Origin of the sequence: Shewanella sp. SM69, assembly GCF_025653985.1 — a bacterium.
In the GTDB taxonomy this organism is placed as follows: Bacteria; Pseudomonadota; Gammaproteobacteria; order Enterobacterales; family Shewanellaceae; genus Shewanella; species Shewanella oncorhynchi.
Genome location: NZ_JAKKRV010000004.1, coordinates 139,811 through 164,602, shown reverse-complemented (window position 1 = coordinate 164,602; position 24,792 = coordinate 139,811). Strand labels below are relative to the sequence as shown.

Annotated in this window: 20 protein-coding genes; 6 read left to right on the top strand and 14 right to left on the bottom strand. The window is 45.6% G+C overall.

Annotation, left to right across the window (positions count from 1 at the left end):
- The first annotated feature begins 81 nt into the window (after positions 1 to 81).
- Positions 82 to 669 carry a class IV adenylate cyclase gene (gene cyaB / locus L5M37_RS08140; protein ID WP_263200045.1) on the top strand — a complete coding sequence of 196 codons (588 nt, stop codon included), beginning with the start codon at positions 82 to 84 and terminating at the stop codon, positions 667 to 669.
- A 318-nt stretch (positions 670 to 987) separates the two neighbouring features.
- Here cyaB and L5M37_RS08135 read toward each other — a convergent pair whose 3' ends face one another.
- Complete coding sequence (locus L5M37_RS08135; protein ID WP_006082937.1) at positions 988 to 1,164, bottom strand: helix-turn-helix domain-containing protein; 177 nt, start codon at positions 1,162 to 1,164, stop codon at positions 988 to 990.
- Positions 1,165 to 1,257: 93 nt separating this feature from the next.
- Positions 1,258 to 2,001: a DUF599 domain-containing protein gene (locus L5M37_RS08130; protein ID WP_131524297.1), complete on the bottom strand. Its 744-nt coding sequence runs from the start codon at positions 1,999 to 2,001 to the stop codon at positions 1,258 to 1,260.
- A 348-nt stretch (positions 2,002 to 2,349) separates the two neighbouring features.
- Between L5M37_RS08130 and L5M37_RS08125 the strand changes: the two genes are divergently transcribed.
- The 3 genes from L5M37_RS08125 to L5M37_RS08115 are packed head-to-tail and all read left to right on the top strand — an operon-like array spanning position 2,350 to position 6,387.
- A complete protein-coding gene (locus L5M37_RS08125) occupies positions 2,350 to 3,903 on the top strand; it encodes an OmpA family protein (protein WP_168822544.1) in 1,554 nt (517 codons plus the stop codon).
- 22 nt (positions 3,904 to 3,925) lie between these two features.
- Positions 3,926 to 5,536, top strand: coding sequence for a hypothetical protein (locus tag L5M37_RS08120; protein ID WP_168822546.1), 1,611 nt, complete (start codon positions 3,926 to 3,928; stop codon positions 5,534 to 5,536).
- Positions 5,533 to 6,387 carry a hypothetical protein gene (locus L5M37_RS08115; protein ID WP_263200044.1) on the top strand — a complete coding sequence of 285 codons (855 nt, stop codon included), beginning with the start codon at positions 5,533 to 5,535 and terminating at the stop codon, positions 6,385 to 6,387. Before L5M37_RS08120 ends, L5M37_RS08115 begins: the two co-directional genes overlap by 4 nt.
- A 144-nt stretch (positions 6,388 to 6,531) precedes the next feature.
- On the opposite strand, the gene putA is transcribed toward L5M37_RS08115, so the two are convergent.
- The 4 genes from putA to L5M37_RS08095 form a co-directional block, all read right to left on the bottom strand.
- Positions 6,532 to 9,726: a bifunctional proline dehydrogenase/L-glutamate gamma-semialdehyde dehydrogenase PutA gene (putA, locus tag L5M37_RS08110; RefSeq protein ID WP_263200043.1), complete on the bottom strand. Its 3,195-nt coding sequence runs from the start codon at positions 9,724 to 9,726 to the stop codon at positions 6,532 to 6,534.
- A gap of 257 nt (positions 9,727 to 9,983) precedes the next feature.
- Entirely contained in the window at positions 9,984 to 10,535 is a 552-nt protein-coding gene (locus L5M37_RS08105; RefSeq protein ID WP_105251551.1) for a TIGR04211 family SH3 domain-containing protein, read from the bottom strand.
- A 224-nt stretch (positions 10,536 to 10,759) separates the two neighbouring features.
- A complete protein-coding gene (locus L5M37_RS08100; protein WP_113939029.1) occupies positions 10,760 to 12,049 on the bottom strand; it encodes an inorganic phosphate transporter in 1,290 nt (429 codons plus the stop codon).
- 26 nt (positions 12,050 to 12,075) lie between these two features.
- Complete coding sequence (locus L5M37_RS08095) at positions 12,076 to 12,756, bottom strand: TIGR00153 family protein (protein WP_105251552.1); 681 nt, start codon at positions 12,754 to 12,756, stop codon at positions 12,076 to 12,078.
- Between the two features lie 231 nt (positions 12,757 to 12,987).
- Here L5M37_RS08095 and L5M37_RS08090 point away from each other — a divergent pair, with 231 nt between their 5' ends.
- Positions 12,988 to 14,484, top strand: coding sequence for an inorganic triphosphatase (locus tag L5M37_RS08090; protein ID WP_263200042.1), 1,497 nt, complete (start codon positions 12,988 to 12,990; stop codon positions 14,482 to 14,484).
- An 83-nt stretch (positions 14,485 to 14,567) separates the two neighbouring features.
- Here the strand turns inward: L5M37_RS08090 and L5M37_RS08085 are convergent, their stop codons facing one another.
- The 8 genes from L5M37_RS08085 to L5M37_RS08050 form a co-directional block, all read right to left on the bottom strand.
- On the bottom strand, positions 14,568 to 15,392 hold the full coding sequence (locus L5M37_RS08085; RefSeq protein WP_105253058.1) for an ion transporter: 825 nt from the start codon (positions 15,390 to 15,392) through the stop codon (positions 14,568 to 14,570).
- A gap of 155 nt (positions 15,393 to 15,547) precedes the next feature.
- The gene (locus tag L5M37_RS08080) at positions 15,548 to 15,877 is read right to left on the bottom strand and encodes a hypothetical protein (RefSeq protein WP_028761837.1); all 330 of its coding nucleotides are present in this window, start codon (positions 15,875 to 15,877) and stop codon (positions 15,548 to 15,550) included.
- Between the two features lie 101 nt (positions 15,878 to 15,978).
- Positions 15,979 to 16,632 carry a hypothetical protein gene (locus L5M37_RS08075; RefSeq protein WP_028761836.1) on the bottom strand — a complete coding sequence of 218 codons (654 nt, stop codon included), beginning with the start codon at positions 16,630 to 16,632 and terminating at the stop codon, positions 15,979 to 15,981.
- 163 nt (positions 16,633 to 16,795) lie between these two features.
- Positions 16,796 to 17,485: a PspA/IM30 family protein gene (locus tag L5M37_RS08070; RefSeq protein ID WP_028761835.1), complete on the bottom strand. Its 690-nt coding sequence runs from the start codon at positions 17,483 to 17,485 to the stop codon at positions 16,796 to 16,798.
- A gap of 11 nt (positions 17,486 to 17,496) precedes the next feature.
- Positions 17,497 to 17,910 carry a YjfI family protein gene (locus L5M37_RS08065; RefSeq protein WP_105251554.1) on the bottom strand — a complete coding sequence of 138 codons (414 nt, stop codon included), beginning with the start codon at positions 17,908 to 17,910 and terminating at the stop codon, positions 17,497 to 17,499.
- Positions 17,911 to 17,988: 78 nt separating this feature from the next.
- Positions 17,989 to 19,713 (bottom strand): polyamine aminopropyltransferase, encoded by a 1,725-nt coding sequence (locus L5M37_RS08060; protein WP_263200041.1) that lies wholly within the window; start codon positions 19,711 to 19,713, stop codon positions 17,989 to 17,991.
- 4 nt (positions 19,714 to 19,717) lie between these two features.
- Entirely contained in the window at positions 19,718 to 20,617 is a 900-nt protein-coding gene (locus L5M37_RS08055; RefSeq protein WP_113939026.1) for a DUF350 domain-containing protein, read from the bottom strand.
- A 13-nt stretch (positions 20,618 to 20,630) separates the two neighbouring features.
- Positions 20,631 to 21,602 carry a hypothetical protein gene (locus L5M37_RS08050; protein WP_105251557.1) on the bottom strand — a complete coding sequence of 324 codons (972 nt, stop codon included), beginning with the start codon at positions 21,600 to 21,602 and terminating at the stop codon, positions 20,631 to 20,633.
- A 238-nt stretch (positions 21,603 to 21,840) separates the two neighbouring features.
- On the opposite strand from L5M37_RS08050, the gene glnE reads away from it, so the two are divergent.
- Complete coding sequence (gene glnE, locus L5M37_RS08045) at positions 21,841 to 24,696, top strand: bifunctional [glutamate--ammonia ligase]-adenylyl-L-tyrosine phosphorylase/[glutamate--ammonia-ligase] adenylyltransferase (protein WP_263200040.1); 2,856 nt, start codon at positions 21,841 to 21,843, stop codon at positions 24,694 to 24,696.
- Positions 24,697 to 24,792 lie beyond the last annotated feature (96 nt).

Genomic DNA, 24,792 nt, shown 5'->3' with positions numbered 1-24,792 from the left:
TTAATCTTTTGGAATTAAGACGTTGGCGCTCAATATTATAAATAGCGATATATTTTACCCATTAAAAGCGGATATGAATCTATGAACCCTGCGATGCCAGAAGCATTAGCCCCACAAATTAATGCTCATTTTAATGGTAAGTTTGAGGTCGAGCTTAAATATCATTTATTGGATCGCCACGCTTTTTTCGCTGCCTTACAAATGAGAAATCCTGAGGTCATGCTCGAAGATAACCTTGAGCATGACTGTTACTTTGATCTGCCATCACAATCACTTAAAGGTGAGCACAAGAGCTTGTGTATCCGTGAGATGCAGCCATCGGGGATAATGCTGTGGATAGTGAAAGGGCCAGAAAAAGACCGCTGTGAAGCCGTGAATATCACTGAAGCAACAAAAGCAAAAAGTATGCTGCATACCTTAGGTTATGAGTGCGTACTGGAAATTAAAAAGCGCCGCAGTATCTATTTTCTGGGTGAATTTCATCTAACAATCGATCATATCGAAGGTTTAGGGGATTTTGCTGAACTCGCGATTATGACCAATGATGAAACCCTGTTGCCTAAGTATGAAGTTCAATTGCAACAACTCGCCGCCGATTTGGGTTTAAGTGAAACGCAGCGGGAGTGGTTATCTTATCGGCATTTGCAGCATGCTTTGAATAATAAGTAATGGATTGAATCTTTTGGGTTAGCAGGTTGAGACTTAATAGCTTAAAGTTCCATAGTTTAAGTTTTATGGTTTGCACTGCTAAATTCGGCTAATCAATCCACTGCAACAAACCGCTATGGCTCAGTTCAAATCCCTTTGAGCTTCACTGTCCATATCGCATTCACTGTCTGTTTGAACTCGCTATCAACGACTTAAACTTAAGCAGTGTACTTAAATTCGAGTATCACATTTCAATTCAAGCCACCTTTACAAATTCAAATTCAAACGGCTTACATACTGATTATTCAGTTTTATTTGCCATGAGTTACTTGATGCGTTTTAGCCTAAGCGTTGTGAAAAGGCGAGGTAGCGTTTAACTTCCGCTTCAGGGAATTTTAATTCGTCACCATCTTGAACACTTGAGAGTAAATTCTCCCGAGCGAAGCGTTTAATGGTCGCTGGTGTTTTATCTAGCATTTTGCACACTTCATCTAAGGTTAATAAGTTATCGCTCATGGCACTCTCCCAGTAATTCAATAGAAACATAACCCAAAGAGTATAGAACAATAATTCCAATCAAGATGACGCCAGCGGCCTAAACTGCCAAGGCTATGATTCTATTTTATGGTTGCGGGCGGTTTCCCGCACTTGGCTCTCTATTTGGAGATGGCCTTTTGCTGCCGTGATCGCCAGAACGGCACGGGACTTGAATTCGCGGCGATATAAGGTTGCGACCACAAATAAGCTGGCCGAGATAAAGAGTATCGGGTGTACAAACCAGCACAATACCGCCATTGAAAAGTAATAGGCGCGTAAACCATAGTTATAGGAGTGTGCCGCTTGATCTTGCACTGTTGCCATTTGTCTTGCATAGGCTTTGAGATTGTCATTTGAGCCATCGGTGTCCAGAGGACCCGCGCCTATCATCACGTTCACAAAACCGTATTGGCGCATTGACCAAGTAAACTGGAAGAAGGCCATCACAAAAATGCCAACTAGCAGAGCTAACTTGACTTGCACCAGCGCATGATTCGGTGGCGTAGCGAAGGGAATGGTTGCTATAACACTTTCTAGTCGTTCAACTTGCGCAAATAAGGTTAGTACACCCGCAAGCACAAACAGCGTGGTCGATGCAAAAAAGGCAATATTGCGTTCTAAGTTGGCCAGTAGTGCCGCATCACCCACGCGCACACCGCGGGTCATCACCTCAAGCATCCAGTAAATTCTATGCTTATGCAGACCACGGGCAATACAGTCTGTATCTCTCGCCTTGCTACGGGCAAAGGCGGTGTAGCCAGCCCAAGAAACGATAAACCACACCAATGCAGAAATATCTAACAACGAAAATGTCATAGCCACCTTAGTAAAATGTAATATGGGGAGAAAGAGAGAGATTAGTCATGTGCAGATTATGAGGTCTATGAAAGATTTGGTGCAACTGAGAAACGATTCCCAGTAATGATTTTTTTGCATAGTGATTGTGACTTCACATTAGGATAAAACTGTTTTATGACAACTCCTGTGTCAGTCGCTTAAATATCTTCGATATAAAGTTGCTCACAAATTTCAGCCTTAATTAATATTTTGGTTACATCAGTATCAACTTTAGATTGACTTTTTAGGGCTAATTCCTTCTAATCCTTAACTTAATTTATTGCATCTAAAATTCAATTTTGAATTTTTAAAAAGTTAGGGATGACTATGAAGTCAAATTTGAAATCCATATCGCTCGCAGTTGCTGGCGTATTAGCGCTTAGCAGTTGTGCCATCACTCAATCTGTTGAAGATAATAAAGAAACTGTTATTGGTTGTGCTATTGGTACTGGTTTAGGTGTATTGATTGGGAATTATTTAGGTGGCAATGAAGGTATGCTTTATGGCGGTGCCGCTGGTGCTGCGATTGGTTGTACCGTTGGTTATGATTTTCAGCAAAAACGCGAAGCATTAGAACAGTTAGCGAAAACAGAAAATCTTGATATTCAATTTACTTCAATCAGCGCTTCAAAAGCATCAGATGAACAACAAAGTAGCTTACTGATCAGTTCAACCGAACAAACCATGTCGAAGGAAGATTCAGAAAAGTACGCTAATTATCAAGTTGTGGGTATGGCTGCGACAGTTTCGAGTAATAGTGAAGTGATGTTTGCTTCTGGAGCTTCAGAGGCGACGCCACAAGCTAAACAAAAATTTCAAAAACTCGCCGCTATCTATAAAGACTCTAAACAAAACATTTTGATTACAGGTCATACAGATGCCAGTGGTGCTGAATCGTTAAATCAAGAGCTTAGCGAAGCGAGAGCGCGTTATGTGGCAACCCTCTTTAATCAAGCTGGCATTCCGACTGAGCGATTATTCTTCCAAGGAGCAGGGGAGTCACAGCCTGTTGCAGCTAATAGTGATGACGCTGGCAAAGCAAAAAATCGTCGAGTAGAAATTATTGAAATTGACGGTAAACCGGATCAATTACTGGCCTATTCATACAAACAGAAGGCAAATTTGAGTTATTTATCCCGCCGATCGCAGGATAAAGTGGCAGCAGCCAAGCCTACGACTCAAGTGGAAAAGCAGCCTACAACTCAGCCAAATAAACCGAGCACTTCACCAGCTCAAATACAAATGACGGAGTCGGAAATCGTCAAGTTACTTGAGCCAGTGAAACTGCAAAAAGCCTTGGTAGATTTTGGCGGTAAGAAAATGCTCGACCCATCGACAAACTTTACCCAGTTAGTGGGTGCTAAAAAAGAGAGCGGTTTTGCATTATTTAGCAAGGCGTATGCATCTGAAGTCTCTAGCCTAAATTGCGCTGTTGAGGGACCGAGAGTCACGGGGGACGTGAAGAGTTTAGCCACAGGTGAGAGCTATAATCGTAAGGATTACAACACAGCAGATTATTTACCGGGTATGAATGGTACTGCTTGGGGTTATAAAGTGAATGGCCATTATATTGGTTTGACCCCTGTTGCTGTAATTAAGGACAGTGGCACGGCTGTTTCTGCGCCTAAAGTGAATATTTGGAAGAATTACAAAGGTTCAAGTAAAGATGATCCAAATTATCAGCTTACGAGCCATGTAGAGACTTATTATGGTGATAAAGGCTTGTTATATCGTGTTTTTACAACGGACAAAGACTCTCCTGTGCGCTGTATAGATGTGGTGATGCCAATCGATCGTTCAGCGACCGCGATTGCTGGCAAGTTGTACTACGAGAAGAATAAAACGGTTTATGAAGCCGATTTTGAACCCAAATTGTTATAAGCAATGTGCTTAGGAGCGGTAAATGGATTTTGTGTCTATGTTATTTAATGAGTATCGCACGTTAGTGTCGCTGTTACTTTCGTTGATGGTATTAGTGGTCATTATTACGGTTTGGTGGGATAAGGTCAGTTTCTGGTGGCTTAATACATGGTATGCCTTTCCGGTAATCGGTAAGGAGAGTCGCTTAGCGAAAGATTATGAAACCCAAGTTAAGATTTACGATAAGGATTGGTTGAATACTGAAGTCGCACTATGTACTGATTTTGCGGCTCATTATGAGAAAGTGAATAAGGACGAGGAGCTTTTCAGTAAAAGCCAAGACTATTTAGGTAAAGTGACTGAAAATGGTCGTAACAACTTACATATTTTGGGGTGGATATTGATTGCCGCCTTAGTGTTTGTTGAAGCAATGGGATTTAGTTACGTTCTTTCAGGTTTCACGATTCCCGGAGCATCGGAAAAACTACAGCAGCAAGGTGCTGTGGGTATCGCCTTCATCATCTCGGTTTTACTGGTAGGTTTAACTCACTTTACTGGACATGAGCTGCATGCTAACTCGCTCATTAAAAAGGCCAAGGTCTGGTGGAAAAATGCTAAAAACCGCGACAAATCGACGCCAGAACTGGCACCTAATACTCGTATTAATTTAGATAAAACCTTTGAGGATGATAATGAGCCTCAATATAAGCAACTCATTAATCGGATCTCTACTAACGCAGAGGTTAAGCCCCGTTATTTTATCACCACGGTTACAGCTATTGCGATCCTAGTGATTGCAGTATTGGCAACCTATGTGCGTGGTCAAGTGCTTGAAAAAATGCATATTGATGAAGTCAATATTCAGCAAACGAGTGGATTGTATCAAGAACAAGACCCCTATGCTGAAGCACCTCCAGCACTCTTACTCGATGAGTCTAAAAGTGCAGGTGATAAAGCAAAGGATGACGTGTGGGATCGTGAACAGAAAGGCGGTTGGGGAACTTTTATTTTTCTTGCTTTCTTATTCATCCTATTACAGATTTTCGGTATTTTGATTGGTTTTAAAACCGGATTTGCTGGCAAACATTCTAAAGATGCGCGCAAAGAAATTGGCAACTTTAAAAGTGAGCGTGAGTTTAAGACGCATTATTCTCGTTTAAAGCAGCAAGTCGCGCGCGTGGCCCAGAAGCGCCTAACTAACTTGCAGCAAAGAATGAATCAAAAAGCTGAAACTAATTGCCAAGATCCTAAGGTGCTAGAGGTGTTAGAGGCCTGTGGTGAGCGTTCATTCCTGATGTATATGGAAGATTTAGGTAATGCCGAAAATCGATATGATCAATCGGTACGTTTACGTGAGCATCAAACATTAGCCAGCCATCAGGCGATGAAAAGTGCCGCTGTGGTGGCAACGTCTCATGTTGTTGAGGTAGAAACTTCCGAAGCACCAGAGGCGATGGAAGCAAGATTGAAAGCCGAGTTTGTTGCTGAAGCGAATGCTAAAAAGGCTGTAGAGGCCGAAACGCCAGAACAAGCTGAACAACGTATTCGACAAGAGCTGCTTGCTGAAATAACTCAGCAAAAAAAGGTTGTTGAAACGGAAGAACAGATGCGCGATCGTTTACGCAAAGAGATACTTGGAGAGTTAAGTTCATGACAGGAATGACAAAGCTTGCTAAGTTGGTGGTTACTGGCTTTTTTTGCACTTTAGCTATTTCTATGTGTTTGCCTGCGATGGCCGCTGAGAGAAATGATATTAAAAGTTGCTACGAGTTTGCCAAAATTGATCCACTAACGGCAAAGACAGTTTCTGGCCGACATTTATTTGTGGCGATTGATGGTACTTTTTCTCCGGACATAAATATTAAACAGTTAGTTCATGAGAAAGTGCATCTCTTCCTACAAGCTGGAGATAAAATCACTATCATTAGCTTTAGTGCTTATGTAAAAGATTTTTATACCGATGTTTTGTTTAGTGGCAGGCTGGATACTGATATTGCTGACAGGGATGACGTATCGAAGAAAAATCTAATGGCTTTTGATAATTGCATGAACAAGCAAGCTCAGTTCGTTAGAAGTAAAATTGATGCCCATATAAAACATGCTTTTAAACCTAATGATGTGGATTTGCCTAAAACTGAAATCCTCAGTAATTTATCTCAGGTTATTGCGCCGCAAGTGGCTGCCGATAGCGAAGGACGCCGAGTATTGTTACTTGTGTCCGATATGGTTGAAAATTCAGATGTGACCAGCTTTTACAGTAAAAATACCTTAAAAGTTATCGAACCTGAGCAAGAAATGCTAAAAATACAAAAAGCGAACATGCTGAGTGATTTTAAGCAGGCAGATATTTACGTATTAGGTGCGGGTTGGGTTCCTGCTACATCAAAAGGATTTAGAGGCGGTCAAGTAATGTTGCCGTTGAAACAGTTTTGGCAACAGTATTTTGAGTCCTCCCATGCTGAACTTAAAGGTTTTGGCCAACCCGTATTAATGACGGATATGTAATGACTGAGATTTTGATTAAATTGTTACGTCATAGATAAGTACCGTTTTAGACTCTAATAAAAAAGCCAGACTCAGTCTGGCTTTTTTATTGTTATCGCGATGGCTAAAGATGCATAGCGATATTCTAAAGCAAGTTCAGTGTACTTATTCTTCGCTATCACCCAGTGATAACAATGTCGCATTACCACCTATGGCGGTGATGTTGTTGGTGCGAGTCTTTTCAGTCACAAAACGGGTTAAGTAGTGTGGGCCACCGGCTTTAGGACCTGTGCCTGACAGGCCTTGACCACCGAAAGGCTGTACACCCACCACAGCGCCGATTTGGTTACGGTTAATGTAGACGTTACCCACATTCACTTTGTCGGCAACTTCAAGGGCATGGCCTTCGTTACGGCTGTGGATACCTAAGGTTAAGCCAAAGCCTGTGCTGTTGATCTCGTTGATCACTTGGCTCAGTTCGGCTGCCTTGTAGCGGATCACGTGCAGGATTGGGCCAAAGTGTTCTTTTTCGAGCACTTTGATTGAGTCGATTTCCACTGCAGTTGGCGACACGAAGTGACCGTTCTCAGTGCCAGCAGGCAGCGGCATTTGCTTGATAAGCTTACCGACTTGCTTGATATGATCGATATGCGCATCTAAGTTGGCTTTGGCGGTGGCGTCAATCACTGGGCCTACGTCGGTTTTGATTGAACTCGGGTTGCCAATGACTAATTCATCCATAGCGCCTTGCAATACTTCGATCACGCGATCGGCGATATCTTCTTGGAGAAAGAGTACGCGCAGTGCGGAGCAGCGCTGGCCCGCACTGGTGAAAGACGATGAAACCACATCGTTAACGACTTGCTCAGGTTGCGAGGTAGAGTCCACCACCATGGCATTTTGACCGCCGGTTTCAGCAATCAAAGGAATAATCGCGCCTTCGCGGTTGGCCAGCGTGCGGTTAATCAGTTTTGCCGTGCCAGTCGAACCGGTAAAGCACACGCCACCGATACGTTCATCGGCGGTAATGGCAGCGCCGACAGTTGCGCCAGTTCCGGGCAGGAATTGCAGCACGTCGCTTGGAATACCTGCTTGGTGAGCAAGTTGCACCGCGCGGTAACCAATAATCGAGGTTTGCTCCGCAGGTTTAGCAATAACTGTGTTACCCGCCGCTAATGCTGCAGACACTTGGCCTAAGAAAATCGCCAATGGGAAGTTCCATGGGCTGATACACACGAATACGCCGCGGCCTTGGAGGAAGAGTTCGTTCAGTTCACCCGTTGGGCCTGGGAGCAGTTCAGGTTTTGCCATCATCTTCTTGGCTTGTACTGCGTAGTAACGACAGAAATCAACGGCTTCACGTACTTCGTCGATACCGTCTTGAATGCTCTTGCCCGCTTCACGGGTGCACAGGGCGATCAATTCTTCGCGGTTTTCTTCTAATAAATCGGCTAACTTTTGCAGTGCAGAGGCACGGGTTTCCACTGGCGTACGTGCCCAAGAGGCAAATGCTGCTTCAGCAGATGCGACGGCTGCTTCGATTGCAGCTTTGTCGGCGAACGCGACTTGACCTACGGTTTGGGTAGTGTCGTATGGGCTAACAATCGTTTTATGTTCGCCAGTTAAGGTTTTACCGTTAACCAGAGGGCCCGCTTGCCATTGGGTATTTTTAAACTGTTCTAGTGCCGCGAAAAATGGCTCAGATTCGGAAATGATGTTCATATTGAGTCCCTTGGAATTTTTGCGCTCGCTACCGAAAATATCGGCAGGTAAAACGATTCTGTTGTTAGCCAGGGTTTTATAGCCCGTCAGCGTTGTTAGCGGATGTACCACTAATGACTCGATGGGGGTTTTAGGATCCACCAGTTTGTGGACGAACGAAGTATTCGCGCCGTTTTCCAGCAGACGACGCACTAAGTAGGGCAGTAGATCTTTATGGGCACCGATGGGCGCATAAATACGTACCGCTTTAGCACCGGCTTCAGCCAGAATCGTGTCGTACAGCTCTTGTCCCATGCCGTGTAAGCGTTGGAACTCATGGTTACGATCGCCCGCCATATCGGAAATTGCCGCAACGGTTTGCGCATTGTGGCTAGCAAATTGTGGGTAGATAGCGCCGCGAGTCGCATCCGATAATAAGTAACGGGCGCAGGCGAGGTAAGAAACGTCAGTACCAGCTTTGCGAGTGTAGAGTGGATAAGCGGCTTCGCCAGCTTGTTGCGCCCACTTAAGTTCGCTATCCCAATAGGCACCTTTTACCAGACGCACTGGGATTTCATCCCCTTGATCTTTCGCTAGACGCGTTAACCAAACCAGTACGGGCAGGGCACGCTTAGAGTAGGCTTGTACGACTATGCCGAGTAATCCCCAGCCTTTAGTTGCTTCAGCATTAAACAGTTTTTGGAACAGTTTTAGTGATAACTCGAGGCGATCGACTTCTTCAGCATCGATAGAGATACCGATATTTAAGCCACGTGCCAGTTTAATCAGACGAATCACTGTGTCGTACAGTTCAGTCAAGACGCGGTCTTCATTGGCCACTTCGTAACGTGGGTGCAATGCCGACAGCTTGATGGAGATTGTTGGGCGCGGTGATTCATTTTCGTTATAGCTTTGAGCACCGAGCTCAGTGATCGCATTGGCGTAATCGGTATAGTATTTCTCGGCATCTTTGCGAGTTAACGCCGCTTCGCCCAGCATGTCGTAGGAATGGGTATAACCTAACTTACGTTTGTCTTCACTGTTCTTTAGGGCTTCTTTCATGTTGCGGCCCAGTACGAACTGCTTACCCATGATCTTCATCGCTGCCATCATGGCTTGACGGATCACAGGCTCACCCAGACGATTCACTAAGCGGCTCAGCAAGTTGCTTGGGGTGCCATCGAGTTTTTTATCGAGTTTAACGATTTTACCTGTGAGCATTAAGCCCCAGGTCGATGCGTTAACTAGCACTGAGTCACTCTTGCTCATGTGCTCATCCCACTTAGCGCCTGAAAGCTTATCTTCAATTAGCGCATCGGCAGTGGCCGCATCGGGAATTCGCAGTAAAGCTTCGGCTAAACACATCAGGATAATGCCTTCCTGTGTTTCTAAGCTGTACTGTTGCAGGAAGGCATCTATGCCGACCATCAAGCCTTTTTTATCGAATTGACGAACCTTATTGACCAGTTCGTGGGCACGACGAGTGACGCGCTCTATGGCTTCATCACTTGAGGGAACTAGTTTGATCAGCTCTGACAAGTATTGTTCTTCATCGACAATGTAGTTGTCGCTGACTGCTTTGAACAGTTCGTCGAGATTGGCAGAATCGTAGCGGCCTGCCAGCACTTCACTCGCTTTGAACATAGTTATCGCTTCCATCTTGGCCGTTATTGGGGCGCTATTGTTGAAACAAATTGGGAGGCGCCAAACGCATTTGATATTTTGTATACAATATGAAGGTTTGCGCGCGCAGATTATACAACCAAAATGTGACGGACAACACTATAGCGTGAAAGATTGTGAAGCTTGTTTGATTAGCTTGTTAATAAGTCGATGTAACGCTTGATTGACAAAAAAGCCAGTGTTTGAAAACACTGGCTTTTGGAAGGTAAATTAAGACTTGTTGTGTGTCAGACTCACATCCAACGTTTTTTATTGCGACGTTGTGGTCTAGGTAAATACACTAAAATAATGCCTAGGATTAAGCCCATGCCTGCGATCAATCCACCTTGGCGCCAAAGTTCAAAACGCTCGTCTTGAGCGGTGCGATCTACCGCATTTTTCAGTTGATCACGTTCTTGAGTCGTTTTAGCTAGGTTGGTTTCTAACTCGCTTAGTTTAGCCTTTAATTCGAGCAGTTCGCCGGCATGATTATCCGTTGAACTTGATACTTCTGCTAACTTAGCTTTGGCCTGTGCGAGTTCAGTTGTTAACGCAGGGACTTGCTCACGGAAACTTTGAGTCGAACTGATCAAGTTGGTTTGTACCCAACCTTCACGGCCTTTATGGTCGATTATTTTGGAGTAATCACCTTGAGTTTCGTTGAGCAGTGTCACAGGTTGACCCGCTTCAATTGATCCAACAATTCGAAACTCAGTACCAGGGCCACCTAAAAGATACAGAAACACGTTATCCGAGATGTAGCGGGATTGGCCTTCGGCCAGCAGGTTGGAAGACAGCAAGATCATTCCTACCAGAGTCAGGAGTCTAAACACTTTTGTATTCTCATCAACGAAATAGTCTGCACATGCTAGGGATTTGAGGCCTGTAATGCAAGAGGGAAGTCATAGACTTCCCTCAACTTTACGGCATCCATGCTATGACCATTCCAATTTAATTCAATCTTTCCTACGACCTTCTAGTCCTAGGCGCTAATACTGCTTAATGTCAGCAACACATTTAGCGAGACTTCTTAATTAAAAATACCTTTAATCATATAGAAGAAGATGATTGATAGGCCAGCACCTGCTGGTAGGGTCACAACCCAAGATACGACGATATTACGTACCACACCAATGTTAATCGCTGCGATACCACGGGCCATACCTACACCTAATACCGCACCCACTAAGGTTTGTGTGGTAGAAATAGGTAAACCAGTGCTAGAAGCAATAACTACAGTTGTTGCCGCGGCTAATTCTGCCGCAAAACCACGACTTGGCGTCAAGTGAGTGATGTTTTTTCCGATAGTTTGCATAACGCGCTGACCAAAAATCGCCAGACCCATCACAATACCTACGGCACCCAAAGGTAAAATCCACCAGACTAGAGGTGATTTCGCTGCAATCTCACCACCGCTATTGACGACTGAAACAACCGCCGCTAATGGACCAATCGCATTTGCTACATCGTTTGAACCATGGGCAAAAGCCATACAACAAGCTGTCAGAACCATCAGGATCGCAAACACTTTTTCAACGTTTTTGAACTGGGTTTGACGATCTGCTTTATCACTCATTTGTAAGCGTGAAATGGCGATTTTACCTAAGATACCAACTACAGCAGCAATAGCACCTGCGAGTAGGTAAGACTCGGTAACTGAGAAATGCAGACCAACATGGGATAAGCCTTTCATAATCGTCATTAATGACATGATGAAACCAGCAAATGCCATATAGAAAGGTACGAAACGCTTAGCATTACTCAATGGATCGTCAGTGTTGAAAATGAGTTTTTGAGTGCTTTGGAAGAGGATGAATGCCATAAAGCCCGAAATAGCGGGGGTTACGATCCAAGAGCCTACAATCCCGCCCACTTTATCCCATGAGACTGAATCTGCACCAACACCCACGGCGGCGAAACCAATAATCGCACCGACGATGGAGTGAGTCGTTGATACCGGCCAGCCAAGGGCCGATGCGACGACAAGCCAAATACCTGCTGCCAACAATGATCCTATCATGCCGTAAACCAGCAATTCAGGAGTCGCAGTGAAATAGCTAGAATCAATAATACCGCTACGAATGGTATTGGTAACTTCGCCCCCAGCTAAAAATGCACCGGAAAACTCAAAGATCATTGCGATAATAATCGCTTGTTTAATTGTAATTGCGTTTGAACCTACAGAGGTTCCCATCGCATTGGCAACGTCATTCGCCCCAATACCCCATGCCATGAGAAAACCAAATGCAGCCGCAATGGCAATAAGCCACGGGCCATTGGTGACTAAGACGTTAGCCACCTCAATACCTGCATCAACCATATTGATACCTTGATAACCTTAATTTGTTAAACGCGAGCCAGCATAAGCTCAAGACGCGAACCGACGCGTTCGGCAAGATCTGCAAGACCACCGACCCATTCAATCGTTTTGTAGAGGAACATCACATCGACAGGATTCAATTCAGATTCCATAGCGAATAACTGACGGCGTAACTGAATTTGTAGATCGTCAGTATCTTCTTCGATGATATCGAGTTCGTTGATCATTTTTGCCACTAAGTCGACTTCACGGCCACGGAAACCTGTTTCTAACAGATCTTCGAGTTCATTAATGACTTGTTTTGCTAGTGCTACCGCATCGATACAGCGTTGTAGATAAGCAATAAATGGGACTTGCATGACCTGAGGGATTAACAGCTGACGGCCGATAACACGACCGGAAATATCTTTGGCTTTGTTGGCTATCTTGTCTTGTTGAGTTAAAAGTTCCAATAAATCTGTACGTTCTACTGGCATAAATAAACCGCTTGGCAGAGTAAGGCGGATTTCACGCTTCAGTGAATCTGCTTGCTTCTCGGCTAAACTAATTTGCTTACGTAATTGAACTGCACTGTCCCAGTTACCTGTGATAGTGGCTTCGAAAAAGGGGACGAGTAACGATGCGCAATCGTGTACTTTGTCCATGTGCTCTTGAAGAGGCTTAATTGGCGATTTTGCAAACACGCCCAAAATAGAGTTTACTGGCATTGCCGTTTACCTATTTAGATTGTTCCATTATTGGAAAAAGCGGGCGCATGTTAACCTATGCGTCCGCGTATTGAAACTGTGTTTTTTCAGAAAAAACGACAGGTTTATTCTAACGGGTTATATACCAACTGCAAAACCAAATCCTACGGGATTTTTATGACACATTTGTGACATTATGAACTAAAGATGACGCATCGATGAATATTTGATGACAAAGTGAGCGGTTACGCAATGAATGCTGAGATTGAATTAAAACTGTTTTTCCTGCCGATATATCAAGAATCCCTGATAAATAAGTTAGATAGTCTCGATAATGCCGTACCTCAAGGTCAACGTCGTTTGGCGAATGGTTACTTCGACACCCCTGACTTGCAATTACGTCAGTGGGACATGGGATTGCGGGTGCGCGGTTACGATGCGCACCGAGAGCAGACCATAAAAACCGCAGGACAAGTCGTGGGCGGCATTCATTCGCGGCCCGAATACAATGTGACTATCCAATCCGATAGCCCAGATTTAAGTCTATTTCCTACCAGCATTTGGCCCACTGATGCCGATTTAGCGGCAACTCAAGCTCAGTTAACTTGTATATTTCACACCGATTTTCATCGTCGCGCTTGGCATGTTCAGATTGATAACAGCGTGGTAGAAGTTGCGTTAGACATAGGTGAAATCACCGCTAATGGCCAGCAAGAAGCCCTGTGTGAGCTCGAGTTTGAACTCCTCAGTGGCGATACTGAGGCGCTACTTAAGCTGGCGATGCAAGTGGCGAGCGTTGTGCCCGTGCGTTTAGGTAAGGCCAGTAAAGCGCAGCGGGGCTATCGATTGGCGGGTAAGGCTAAGCCGCTCGATTTAAAAGCATTGGAATTTCTGCCACTGGCCGAGTCACACGATTCTTCTTTACTGGATTTAAGTGCAAACTGCCAAATCCTGCTTGAAACCGCCCTTGAGCGCTGGCAATTATTAGAGAGCATGATCGCAGAGGAAAGCGACCCTGAAGCCTGTGTGGCACTATGGTGGCGGATGCGCGCCTGTATTCGTTTGCTGCGGATGACCTTAAATCAGTTCGAATTATTGAATGTGACACTGTCTAGCCAATTTATGCTGATTGAAAAGCAGCTCGATTTTATTGAGCAGGCACAGGTGTTGACCGCTTTGCTTGGTAGCCAAAGAGGCTTATTTGCTAAACTTGGCCAACATGCCCAAGTTAAGGCGCGACTTCTGGCGCAACTGACAGAGATTAATCTGACGGAACGCTTACTCTCCCTATGGCAACAGACCGAATATGGTCAATTACAGCTGGCTATTGTTGAACTGTTGCTAAAGATCAGTGCTGGTGAAGTGGACATCACCCATCAGCCTAGCTTACGCCAGCATGCCGATCGTGCTCAGCAAGCTTCTTGGGTGGCGATAATTGAGGTCATGCCACTCAATAGCGTCATGACAGCGGCGAATTATCTACAAGTGGCCACAGTGTTGGATGCGAGCATTCTTGTGGGTCATGCCTACGGCAGTTTATATGAGGCGAAATCACGGGACGCATTTCGTGCACCTTGGCAAGATCTCGCGCTTGGGATTAAAACTTTGGCTTGTTATCGCGCCTTACAGGATGCGAGTCGGGAGTTAGATATCAATTTAGCTGAGTGGCTGGAAGACAAGCAGCAGAGTTTGTTGTTTGCTATGGAATCGACACGCCGTAACGCGATGCAACAGCAGGTCTACTGGTAGTATTACTTTTTATCGCTGATAAACGGAAAAGGCTCAATCTAATATAGATTGAGCCTTTTCATTAGTCCGTTTTCGCAACAAAGTCAGCTATTTTTTGTTTCGATAGCCTGCTTAAGTTCCGCAATTTGAGCCAGCATTTGCGCTTGATTTTGTTCTATTTTTTGTTGGTTCTCTTCCATTCTCGCTAAGGCTAATTCAAGCTCTGATTTGATTTCGGCTTTATGCGCATCTTGGCGTTCTTGGCGTTCAGATTCATCCGGCGCGACAAATACCGATGCCATATAACCTGAAATCACACCAAAAAAACTCACACCGCTGACAATGACCACGCCACCTATGATGTGGCCTGCTGTGCTTACAGGATAATAATCGCCGTAGCCGACGGTAGAGATAGTGACTAATGCCCACCAAATCGCTTGCTCAGCGGTCTGGATATTGGCGCCTTCGGTGCCGCTTTCGACGATGAGCATAATGACGGAAGCTAATGTCAGAATCGTCACCATAGCAACCAGTAAACTGGCTAAGGTGGCTTGTTTACGTTGTTTTACCAGTGGGAGCAGCAGTGAGCGACTCATGCGGATCAGGCGTATTACCCGTAGGATTTGAAAAAGCCGTGCCATACGTAGGGCTTCAATCGCCGGAATACTGGCAATAAAATCAATCCAATGGTGTTTAATGAAAAAGCGTTTATCGCGAGCACGGATCAACCCAACAAAAAAGTTAATCATAAAAATCATACAAATACTGGTATCGACAAAGAAGAGCAAGCGGTAGGTTTCGCTATCTAGGCGGCCGAAGGTCATGACAAGTACTATGATCACCGACAGCAAGGACAATAGCATCATCGCCATTTCGAATGGAGAAGGAGTGCCAAGGGTGCGAAGCGACCATGGGGTTTTATCTGTCATGCCAAACATGATCCCTGTTAAGTGCGGCGAATATCACTACTAAAGTAAAAGACTTTAGGCTGTGAGTAAATTGACTGAGTAAATAAAAGGGCTATATATCGATTAATCGCGCCAGCCAATGGTAAGAAGGGTTGGCGCTTGAGTTCAGCGTTGCTTTAGGTTTCATCAACAAAGTGGACTAAATCGTCGAGTACGCGGCGTTTAATTTCTAGCTGTGAATCGGCACTTAAACCATATTTCTCTGCCAGTTGCACATAGTCATCTGCATTGAGTGACACGGTAAGACGCGGACGCGTTGGCCGTTTCGATACGCTAAGACCTAAAATAGTGCGAATTTGATCAGAAGGGCTAACGCCTGCATCTAACGCGGCTTTACGAATAGAGTATTGAAATTTTTCATCGAGATCGAAGGCAACCTGTGTCGCCTTAGCGGCTTGTTGGTTCTTTAACCATTGCTCGGGCAGAGGGTGTTTGGTTTTACTCATGGCGTATTACCTATTGCTATCAACCGTTTCTAGCGCTTATCTGTGAGATTGTATTGGGATTATTGATAAAGTGCGAGCACGCACTTTATCTTATTTTCGTGTTATTTCGCCGGCCAGTATTCCCGAATATCCGTTAGCGGGCGATATAGGGTCAAGACAACATCGGTATCACCCCCTTCGTAGACTTCCACTTCGACGGCGCAGCTTTCATTGTCATCAAGTAATAAATAGTACTCAAAGGGCTCACCTGTGGCGCCATTGGCATCCTGTGGCGGCTTTTGGCCACGATAATCCTGACGATGGAAATAGCCAAAAGCGGCAAAAGTCACTTGGTGGTATTGTTTTCCAAGCCATTGTTCAAGTTGTTCAGCTAAGTCGGCCGGTAATACTTGCGTAGTTAACTCGGCATGACCCGGTTCCTCGAACAGGGCGCTGAATTGCTCGAGATCGAATAATTGCTCCACTTGGGCGCGGGAAACCTTAATCGAAAAGGCGAGATAGGTTTCGTCGTCTTCTTCAATGCTCAAAAAGAGAGTATCACTACCATGTCCCTTGAGTAACCACTCGGAGTGTTGTTTACGTTCAGACTCGTAAGTATGTACGGCTTCGACTCTTAATTGTTGACCACGGAGTTGTGGTGGCAGGGCAAAACTATCATCGATTGAGATCATGTCGCCGACATTGAGCTGGGACGGGTGATTGAGCTCGCGCTGTGGCGGGGCTTTCTTACCAAAAATACTATTGAAAAATCCCATAGTGACTCCTGCTGACTATGCTCGCGTGCGGCCTCATATTGATTGGCTGCGGATATTCACGGGCAATAGTGGTCATTTTTATTTAATGAGGATGAAACAAAAAATGCCGAGGTCAGTAGGGGGTGATGATCCCACTGAGACTCGGCATTCGGTCAATCATTGCTTAGCTTTTACGTGCTTTGATTCGATCTAGCACTGCATTTGCGTTTGACTTTTGCTCACCAATACCCGCTTCGGCTAGTTTGGCTTGCAACGACTTATCACTGTTTTCATCGGCTAAGGTTTCAGCCGCTTTTAAACGGTCGTCAAATTGTTGCTGACGTGCCTTGATACGTTCTAGTGAATCTTTAGCGTTCAGCAGCTTAGAGTTGCTAGACGCGAACGAGTCAGTAATGGTTGCCGTCGCTTTTTGCACGCTTTCAGTGGTTTTAACCATGCTCAACTGACGTTGATAATCAGACAGTTGGCGTTCGGTTTTCTTCACTAAGTCTTTCAAGCGTGCAGCATGGGCGCTAAAGCTGTCGTTGGCGCTTTGTTGCTCAGACAACTCTTGGTCTAACTGAGCAATCTTTTCAGCAATTTCAATCGCTAAGGCTTCATTACCTTTGTCCAATGCTTGAGTTGCATAACCTTCGTGTTCTGCAATCGAACGTTTCAGACGGTCGATTTCACGGCTGGCTTGCATTTCTTTTGCCATGACATCGGTCAGTTCACGTTTAGCATTGGTTAAATGCTTTTCTGCATCACGGATTTCCTGTTCGAAAATACGGGTTGAGTTTGCGTCAACGATGCTTTGGCCAACTTCGGTGGCACCACCGCGAAACGCTGTTAAAATTTTATTCAGAATGCCCATTTTGTGGCTCCTTATTTCAGATAGTCGACCAATTCATCAATAACTTCTAAACAGTTATCAGATAAAACTGCTAATTCTTGCTCGATTTCGAGCATGCTAGATTGTAGTGATAGCGCACCGTAAACCACGTATTTGTCATCAATTTTTGCAAAAGCTGACAAGGGCATTGGAATGTTGAGCTCTAGCATGGTTTCAAACATTTCACTGCGACGTTCTTGATTTACTTCGTTCTCGCCCCACAGGTAGCTGATGCAAAGTACTTGGTTGTCCGTTACCGATACAAATACCGGGATTTCTTCACGGCCGACCACATTCACTTGCAACACTTCGACTTCACCATCGATTGGATAACAATCAAATTGAAAGCCAGTTTGGCTGTTGTTGCCAAGACTGTTGAGGTGATTGGCAATGGTATGGATATTCATATTTGTCCTTATTGACATATTATGTCTGTGTTCAAAGATAGCACCGAGACATAATATGTCAAGTACTATCTCATCCTATTAAAAAAGATCCAGTCCTTGATTCTCGGACCAATCTTGCAAATGGTAGTGATACAGCTGCAATGAACCCAATTCATTGGGTTTTATGTTGGCGGCATCTTGATAAAAATTGGCTGGAAACTCAAAGGCGCCATCCACTAAACCTAAAGTGAGCCAGTCATCTTTGATGGGCAACTCAGTTAACTTCGCTAATCTGTGTTGTGCATCGAGCCCGCCTAAGGTTGCAATACTCCAGCCCCATTCGCCAAAACTGGGCACATTATGATGGTACTGCTTGACGTCAAATCCCGCCAATGCCAAGGTTTTTGCTACCGAAATAAAGGCCTTAGGGGCATGGTAAGGCGATGTTGACTGTACAGTCAGAGCGCCATCACTGCTCATAAGTTCCTTTAATTTACGGTAGAAATAGTCCGAATAGAGCTTATTAAGATCGGGATGGCTCGGATCGGGCAAGTCTACGATAATCGCATCGTATTTCACGCCTGTGGCAATCAGTTTATCGACACCATTAAATGCATCGTCGTTGATCACTGTGACACGGGGATCGTTCAGTGCATTGCCATTGAGCGCCAACATAGCGCGACTGAGACTATCGGGCATATCTGTATCGGGCGATTTAAATAATTGCACTAGGCCCACATCGAGATCGAGCAGCGTGACTTGTTCAGGCTCCCAGCGCAGTACTTGTTTGAGACCGAGTCCATCACCGCCGCCAATGATCAGCACTTTGTTGTGACGGGCACTGGCCGCGAGCGTAGGATGAACGAGAAACGTATGGTAGATGTGCTCGTCTATGCTAGAAAATTGTAAGCGACCATTGATGTATAAAGCATAAACGGGCGGCAGACCGTTACCGCGCAACCGCTCGGTGAAGGTCAGCTGTTGGAAACGTGTCGCCTTGGCGTAAACCACTTTGTCTTTATAGAGCAAATTATTGAATTCTTGCTCCCAGCGTGGGCCGTGGATTGCTAATACGAGTAAGACGCCAGTCACGATAAAATGCCCACTCAAAAGCAGTTTAGCGCGGCGGATTTTAGGCCAGAATCGCCAGATAAACACAAAACCTGCCAATAGATTGAAACTGGCGGTTAAGGCGGCGGCGAGTTGGATATCGATGGCGAGCATAAAGCCAACCCAAATGGCGGCACCTATGCCTGCGCCTATGTAATCAGCTCCGTAAATGGTGCCCGCGTTATGCAGTAAATGCTCGTCGGAAAGGGATTGGCGAACCCTAGCAATCAGCGGGATTTCCATACCAATCATCAGGCCCAATAACACACCCCACACATAGGGTAAGTATTCGCTGAGTTTTTGCAGCGAGCTTATCATGCCACCTTCGGGCAGTTGATCTGGCGGTAAACCTAAGGTATTAGCAATGATTAATGGCAGTTGTTGACCAAAACCAATCACCGCTGCTGTGATTAAAATGGCGAGTGAGCCACAGAGTGCAACTGTAAGTTCTAAAATCACAAAACCGGTAAAGGCATCACGGATCTTACGCGCGGCGAAGGCACCTAGCCCCATGGAGACAATCATTAAGCCTATCATGGTGTAAATGGCGGCTTCTAATGCGCCTAAAATGCGGCCCGCATAGTGGGATAAAAGATATTCGTAGATCAGGCCGCAACCTGCTAATACGGCCATAATGCCCAATAAGAGAACATCGTCGAACCAACCTAGGCGGCTAGGTTTAGCCGCCGAGGGAGTTAAGCTAATTTCTTGCATTCGATTAAGCCATCAGTGCCGTAAGAATAAGTGCGATAGCGATACTGATCGCCATTTCTACTGCGGCGATACCGATATTGTGTTGTCTTTCCACTTCATCGGCTAAATCGATACGGGCCAATACCAGTTTCTTCACGACGAACAGCAGTAAGGAGAGCGCGATCAGCATAATGACTGAGAACACTAACCAACCGATCACGTTAGTCACATAAGCCGTTGGATTATAAATAATAAAGTGACTGGCGGCATTAAAGCTCAGTGCCATAGCAATCATGTAACCCGCATGGCGTAGCGCTAACGCTGTATGACCTTGGGCTAAGGCTTGCTGCATAGACGAGTCTTGGTTGCGGCTTGCGAAACGGTTTTCACGCCAGCGCGTGAGTAGCACTAACATCAACTGAGAAATCGCAAAGGCGCTGAAGATGGCAATGAAGGTATCGACCGTTAAATCTTCTGCCCACAGCAAGACGGAGCGAATGATAATGGCGGTAGCAATAGCAACGCTGGCATCGACGATAGCGACGGACACATTACCTTTGATGATTTGCTCGTTCTTATCAAACTCATTTAGCGCTATTTTATCGTGGAGAAAACGGCCGAGTTTAATCAGTACTAAACCGAATAAACCATAGCAGCTCATGCCAATCGCTTCGGTAAGATAAGAGTGTGCCGCAGCGCCTGTGATAGCGCCTGTAAGTACTATGCCTAGGGCGGCAACTGCGCCAGCGGTACTTATGCCAAAGGCAAAGTTATCCCGCTCTGCCAGCTCCTTACTGCTATTGACCTTTACACTCCAACCTTGCAAATAACGCATTAGCGTTAGCAAAATCACGGCTATGGTGAGATCGATAGCCAGAATGATGGCTAGCTCTGGTGTGATACCGAAATCCTGAAATAATGTCATTGGAAATCCTTAGTTACTTGCCCCGGCGCACACTGCGGGTCGTGCGATTGCTGGAATTGCGGAAACTGCTGTCTTTAGCATAGTTAGATCGAAACTTACTGTTCGAACTCTTGCTCGCACTTGTCGTGCTGGCCTTAGGTGCGCTGGTACTTTCACGGGATAACGCCGTGCCACCAGTTCGCGGCTTAGCATAAGGGCTGTCAAAGCGCTTGCCTTGTGAGTCGAAACGTTTTTTCGTTTGTTCGAAAGTCTTATTTTGCGCATCCGCTTGTTTGGGTGAGGTATAGCGATAACGACCTACGTCATTGTAATAGCTATAACCTCGGTTACCCGACCAACGATCGTAGGAAACTGGGCGATTGAAGACATTCGAAAACATCGAATACATGCCATACCAAGCCCAAAACGAAGTGCCGCTTGAGTCGGTTTGCCAGTTGCCGTAAGAGGGATTACCAACTAATTGACTGCCTGGACCAAAATCTTCACCGCCATTGGCTAATGTTGCGGCCTCACGGCTAATCGCATTTACGCGAGCCAGTTTGCCGTCGGACATATCGGCGACCACGTTGACGGGATCAGACAACATATCGTTAAACAGACTGGGATCTGCGGCTTGATAAAGATTTTCTGCTTCGGCCAGCTGTTGATCGAGATCAGCAAAGTTACTCGCCACTTTCGATTCATCTAAACGACGTTTTAGCGAGGTATACATGGGACCTTGGGTACCAGAATCCTTTGCTAATTCATCGAGTAAGGGTGCTAAATCGGGTTTCTGTTGCTTTAGCAGTGTCGTGTATTGTTTTAAGAGATTAGCGTTACGCAACTGGCCGTCATCGATCATCGTCGTGAGCGTAGCGAGACGTTGCTGTGTGAGTTGTTGATACTTCGCGATTTTATCCGGTCTGTCATCGCCACAACCCGTCAGCGATAGCGAAACGGCTAAAAAAAGTATCGATGTGAGAACACGGGTTAGCATTCCTGCCATGTTTTCTCCAAAAGGTAATGAAATAAAACTCAAATACTTGCAGGCAATAATAATCCGCTTGCCCAATATGCCTGCCGCGCAGGTTATAGTACCCTTAAATGCCACAGATAAAAGTGTAAACCTTTATTTGTGTGTTACATCAGGTAGCTGCAAGTCTCGTCGAACATAACATGATGTGGCGTCAATCTATATCATTTACGACATAATATGTCGATAGCTAAATTTGTTAGGGATTATTATGACCATGCAAAAAGACAGTAATAAGTCATTGTCTATTCTTATTAATCAAACCGCTGAACGCAATTGGCTGCGATTAGAGGAAGCATGGTCCGAAGGACTTGCGCAATTAACGCCTGCTCAGCAGCAAGAACTCAAAACGGTTTTGGGACTCAGTGATTATGTGGCGGCTCAACTATGCCGACATCCCGAGTGGATCGCTATGCTGTTTGCGGGCGAGTTAAGCCTGATTGATCGTAAAAACTTTGATGTTGATTTACATGAAGAACTTGCTAGCACGACCACTGAGGAGATGGCTAAAACCACCCTGCGACGGTTTCGTAACTATCAAATGGTGCGTTTAGCTTGGCGTGACTTTTTAGACTATGCCAGTTTAGAGGAATCCTTGCTTGATCTGTCGGTGCTCGCCGAAGCGTTAGTGATCTGCGCCCGCGATTGGCTCTATAAAGATATGTGCGCTCAATATGGCACGCCGATGGACAAAGAAGGGAATCCGCAACCGCTACTGATTTTAGGCATGGGCAAGTTAGGCGGCCGCGAGCTTAATTTCTCCTCCGATATCGATTTGATTTTCACGTTTCCTGAGCATGGCGAAACCGTCGGCGGTCGTCGCAGTTTAGATAATCAACAATTCTTTATCCGCATGGGGCAAAGGCTAGTGAACTTGCTCGATCAAGTCACAGTCGATGGTTTCGTGTTCCGCGTGGATATGCGTTTGCGCCCCTACGGTGAAAGTGGCCCCTTGGTGGTGAGTTTTAGTGGTCTTGAGGATTATTACCAAGAACAAGGGCGAGACTGGGAGCGTTATGCCATGGTCAAGGCGCGTGCGCTCGGGCCTTGGAACCATTTCTCCGATGAATTACACAGCCTGCTCAGACCCTTTGTGTATCGCCGTTATATCGACTTTTCGGCAATTGAATCCCTGCGAAAAATGAAGCAACTCATCGCGCAAGAAGTGCGGCGCCGTCATTTGACCGACAATATTAAACTCGGTGCAGGCGGTATTCGTGAGGTCGAGTTCGTGGTGCAAAGTTTTCAATTGATCCGTGGCGGCCGTGAGCCTGCGTTGCGTCAGCAGAGTTTATTCGGTGCTATCGATACGCTTTACAGCTTAGGGCAGTTTGAATATTTGGCGGTGGATGAGCTTAAACACAGCTATTTATTGCTGCGCCGGGTTGAGAATCTGCTGCAAGCCATTGACGATAAACAAACCCAAACCTTACCGAATAATCCACTGGATTGGGCGCGATTGTGCCATGTGCTCGATATGGCCAATGAGGTTGATTTACGCACTCATATTGAAGCGGCAATGAGCAAAATCCATCGTCATTTTAAAGCCACTGTGGGGGGCGAAGAAGGCGAAGAAAAAGCCGAACATTGGACGGCGCAGCTGTGGAACATGCAAGACCTTGATGATGGCATAGCGTTGTTGGCCGAACAGCAAATTGATGATGACAAGCTGTGCCCTATGCTTAGCAGCTGGCGCGAAACAGTGACTAAGCGTTCCATTGGTCCACGCGGGCGGGAAACCTTAGATAAATTAATGCCGAGATTATTGGAAGAACTGATTAATCAACAGAGTCCATCGTCAGCCTTTGAACCCGTGTCTAAGGTGCTGGAGCAGATTTTAACTCGCACCACTTACCTTGAGCTTTTGTGTGAAAACCCCGGCGCGCGGCAGCAGTTGGTGAGCTTGTGCTGCGCCAGTCCTTGGATTGCCGCGCAGTTGGCTAAATTTCCCATGTTGCTCGATGAGCTTATCGATCCGTCGCAGCTTTATGACACTACCTCCATCGACGATTATCCGAGCGAGCTGCGTCAGTACATGATGCGCGTGCCCGAGGATGATATGGAGCAGCAAATGGAAGCGCTGCGACAATTTAAGCTTTCACAACAACTTAAAATCGCCGCAGCCGATGTCACGGGTGTTTTACCCGTGATGCAAGTGAGCGATCACTTAACTTTTTTAGCCGAAGCTATTATCGAACAAGTGGTGATGCAGGCGTGGCAACAGGTTTCAGTGCGCCATGGCGTGCCAGCATACCTTGAGGGCAGTGACACAGGCTTTGCCGTTGTCGGTTATGGCAAGCTCGGCGGGATTGAATTGGGTTACGGCTCCGATCTCGATTTAGTTTTCTTGTGTGAAAATAAAACAGAAAACGGCCTGACCAATGGTGATCGCCCGATTGAAGTTGGTCATTTTTACCTCAAACTCGCCCAGCGCATTCTGCATTTATTCTCGACTCGCACCACTTCGGGGGAGTTGTATGAAGTGGATATGCGCCTGCGTCCTTCTGGCTCCTCGGGTTTGATGGTCAGTGAGATTGAGCGTTTTGGCGAATACCAAGCTAATGAGGCGTGGACTTGGGAACATCAAGCTTTAGTTCGCTCGCGTTTTGTTTTTGGTGACAATAGCTTAGCGGTTAAATTCAGTCATATTCGCGCTTCAGTATTGGAAAAGCCCCGTGATAAAGCTGAGCTGCAAAAAGCGGTACGTGAGATGCGTCAGAAGATGCGCGATCACTTGCTTAAAGTCAGTGATGGCATGTTTGATTTAAAGCAGAGTCCAGGCGGGATTGCCGATATTGAGTTTATTGCCCAGTACTTAGTGCTGGCTAATGCTCACGAGTATCCAGAGCTAACGATTTGGTCTGACAATGTGCGGATTTTTGGTGTGTTAGCTGAGCTTGAACTTTTGCCAATGATGAGTGCCCAGCATTTAACTCAGACATATTGCTTACTACGGGATGAAAATCATCGACTGACTCTGCAACAAAAGGCGGGGCAGTTACCAGTGTCAGAGGTAGAAGACCATGCTGAGCGGGTGTTAAACATTTATCGTGCTGTGCTCGAATAGTGCAGTCTTTAAGGGGATTAAGGCTGATACGAATTTCAGCCTTAACACCGCAAGAATACACCATTTAGGCTAGAGTTTAATGAGAGCAGTTAGCTG

What these genes read in the sequence shown, in the direction of transcription:
- cyaB (WP_263200045.1), top strand. Translation starts at nt 82, where the DNA reads ATGAACCCTGCGATGCCAGAAGCATTAGCCCCACAAATTAATGCTCAT.
- L5M37_RS08135 (WP_006082937.1), bottom strand. Translation starts at nt 1,164, where the DNA reads ATGAGCGATAACTTATTAACCTTAGATGAAGTGTGCAAAATGCTAGAT.
- L5M37_RS08130 (WP_131524297.1), bottom strand. Translation starts at nt 2,001, where the DNA reads ATGACATTTTCGTTGTTAGATATTTCTGCATTGGTGTGGTTTATCGTT.
- L5M37_RS08125 (WP_168822544.1), top strand. Translation starts at nt 2,350, where the DNA reads ATGAAGTCAAATTTGAAATCCATATCGCTCGCAGTTGCTGGCGTATTA.
- L5M37_RS08120 (WP_168822546.1), top strand. Translation starts at nt 3,926, where the DNA reads ATGGATTTTGTGTCTATGTTATTTAATGAGTATCGCACGTTAGTGTCG.
- L5M37_RS08115 (WP_263200044.1), top strand. Translation starts at nt 5,533, where the DNA reads ATGACAGGAATGACAAAGCTTGCTAAGTTGGTGGTTACTGGCTTTTTT.
- putA (WP_263200043.1), bottom strand. Translation starts at nt 9,726, where the DNA reads ATGGAAGCGATAACTATGTTCAAAGCGAGTGAAGTGCTGGCAGGCCGC.
- L5M37_RS08105 (WP_105251551.1), bottom strand. Translation starts at nt 10,535, where the DNA reads ATGATCTTGCTGTCTTCCAACCTGCTGGCCGAAGGCCAATCCCGCTAC.
- L5M37_RS08100 (WP_113939029.1), bottom strand. Translation starts at nt 12,049, where the DNA reads ATGGTTGATGCAGGTATTGAGGTGGCTAACGTCTTAGTCACCAATGGC.
- L5M37_RS08095 (WP_105251552.1), bottom strand. Translation starts at nt 12,756, where the DNA reads ATGCCAGTAAACTCTATTTTGGGCGTGTTTGCAAAATCGCCAATTAAG.
- L5M37_RS08090 (WP_263200042.1), top strand. Translation starts at nt 12,988, where the DNA reads ATGAATGCTGAGATTGAATTAAAACTGTTTTTCCTGCCGATATATCAA.
- L5M37_RS08085 (WP_105253058.1), bottom strand. Translation starts at nt 15,392, where the DNA reads ATGACAGATAAAACCCCATGGTCGCTTCGCACCCTTGGCACTCCTTCT.
- L5M37_RS08080 (WP_028761837.1), bottom strand. Translation starts at nt 15,877, where the DNA reads ATGAGTAAAACCAAACACCCTCTGCCCGAGCAATGGTTAAAGAACCAA.
- L5M37_RS08075 (WP_028761836.1), bottom strand. Translation starts at nt 16,632, where the DNA reads ATGGGATTTTTCAATAGTATTTTTGGTAAGAAAGCCCCGCCACAGCGC.
- L5M37_RS08070 (WP_028761835.1), bottom strand. Translation starts at nt 17,485, where the DNA reads ATGGGCATTCTGAATAAAATTTTAACAGCGTTTCGCGGTGGTGCCACC.
- L5M37_RS08065 (WP_105251554.1), bottom strand. Translation starts at nt 17,910, where the DNA reads ATGAATATCCATACCATTGCCAATCACCTCAACAGTCTTGGCAACAAC.
- L5M37_RS08060 (WP_263200041.1), bottom strand. Translation starts at nt 19,713, where the DNA reads ATGCAAGAAATTAGCTTAACTCCCTCGGCGGCTAAACCTAGCCGCCTA.
- L5M37_RS08055 (WP_113939026.1), bottom strand. Translation starts at nt 20,617, where the DNA reads ATGACATTATTTCAGGATTTCGGTATCACACCAGAGCTAGCCATCATT.
- L5M37_RS08050 (WP_105251557.1), bottom strand. Translation starts at nt 21,602, where the DNA reads ATGGCAGGAATGCTAACCCGTGTTCTCACATCGATACTTTTTTTAGCC.
- glnE (WP_263200040.1), top strand. Translation starts at nt 21,841, where the DNA reads ATGACCATGCAAAAAGACAGTAATAAGTCATTGTCTATTCTTATTAAT.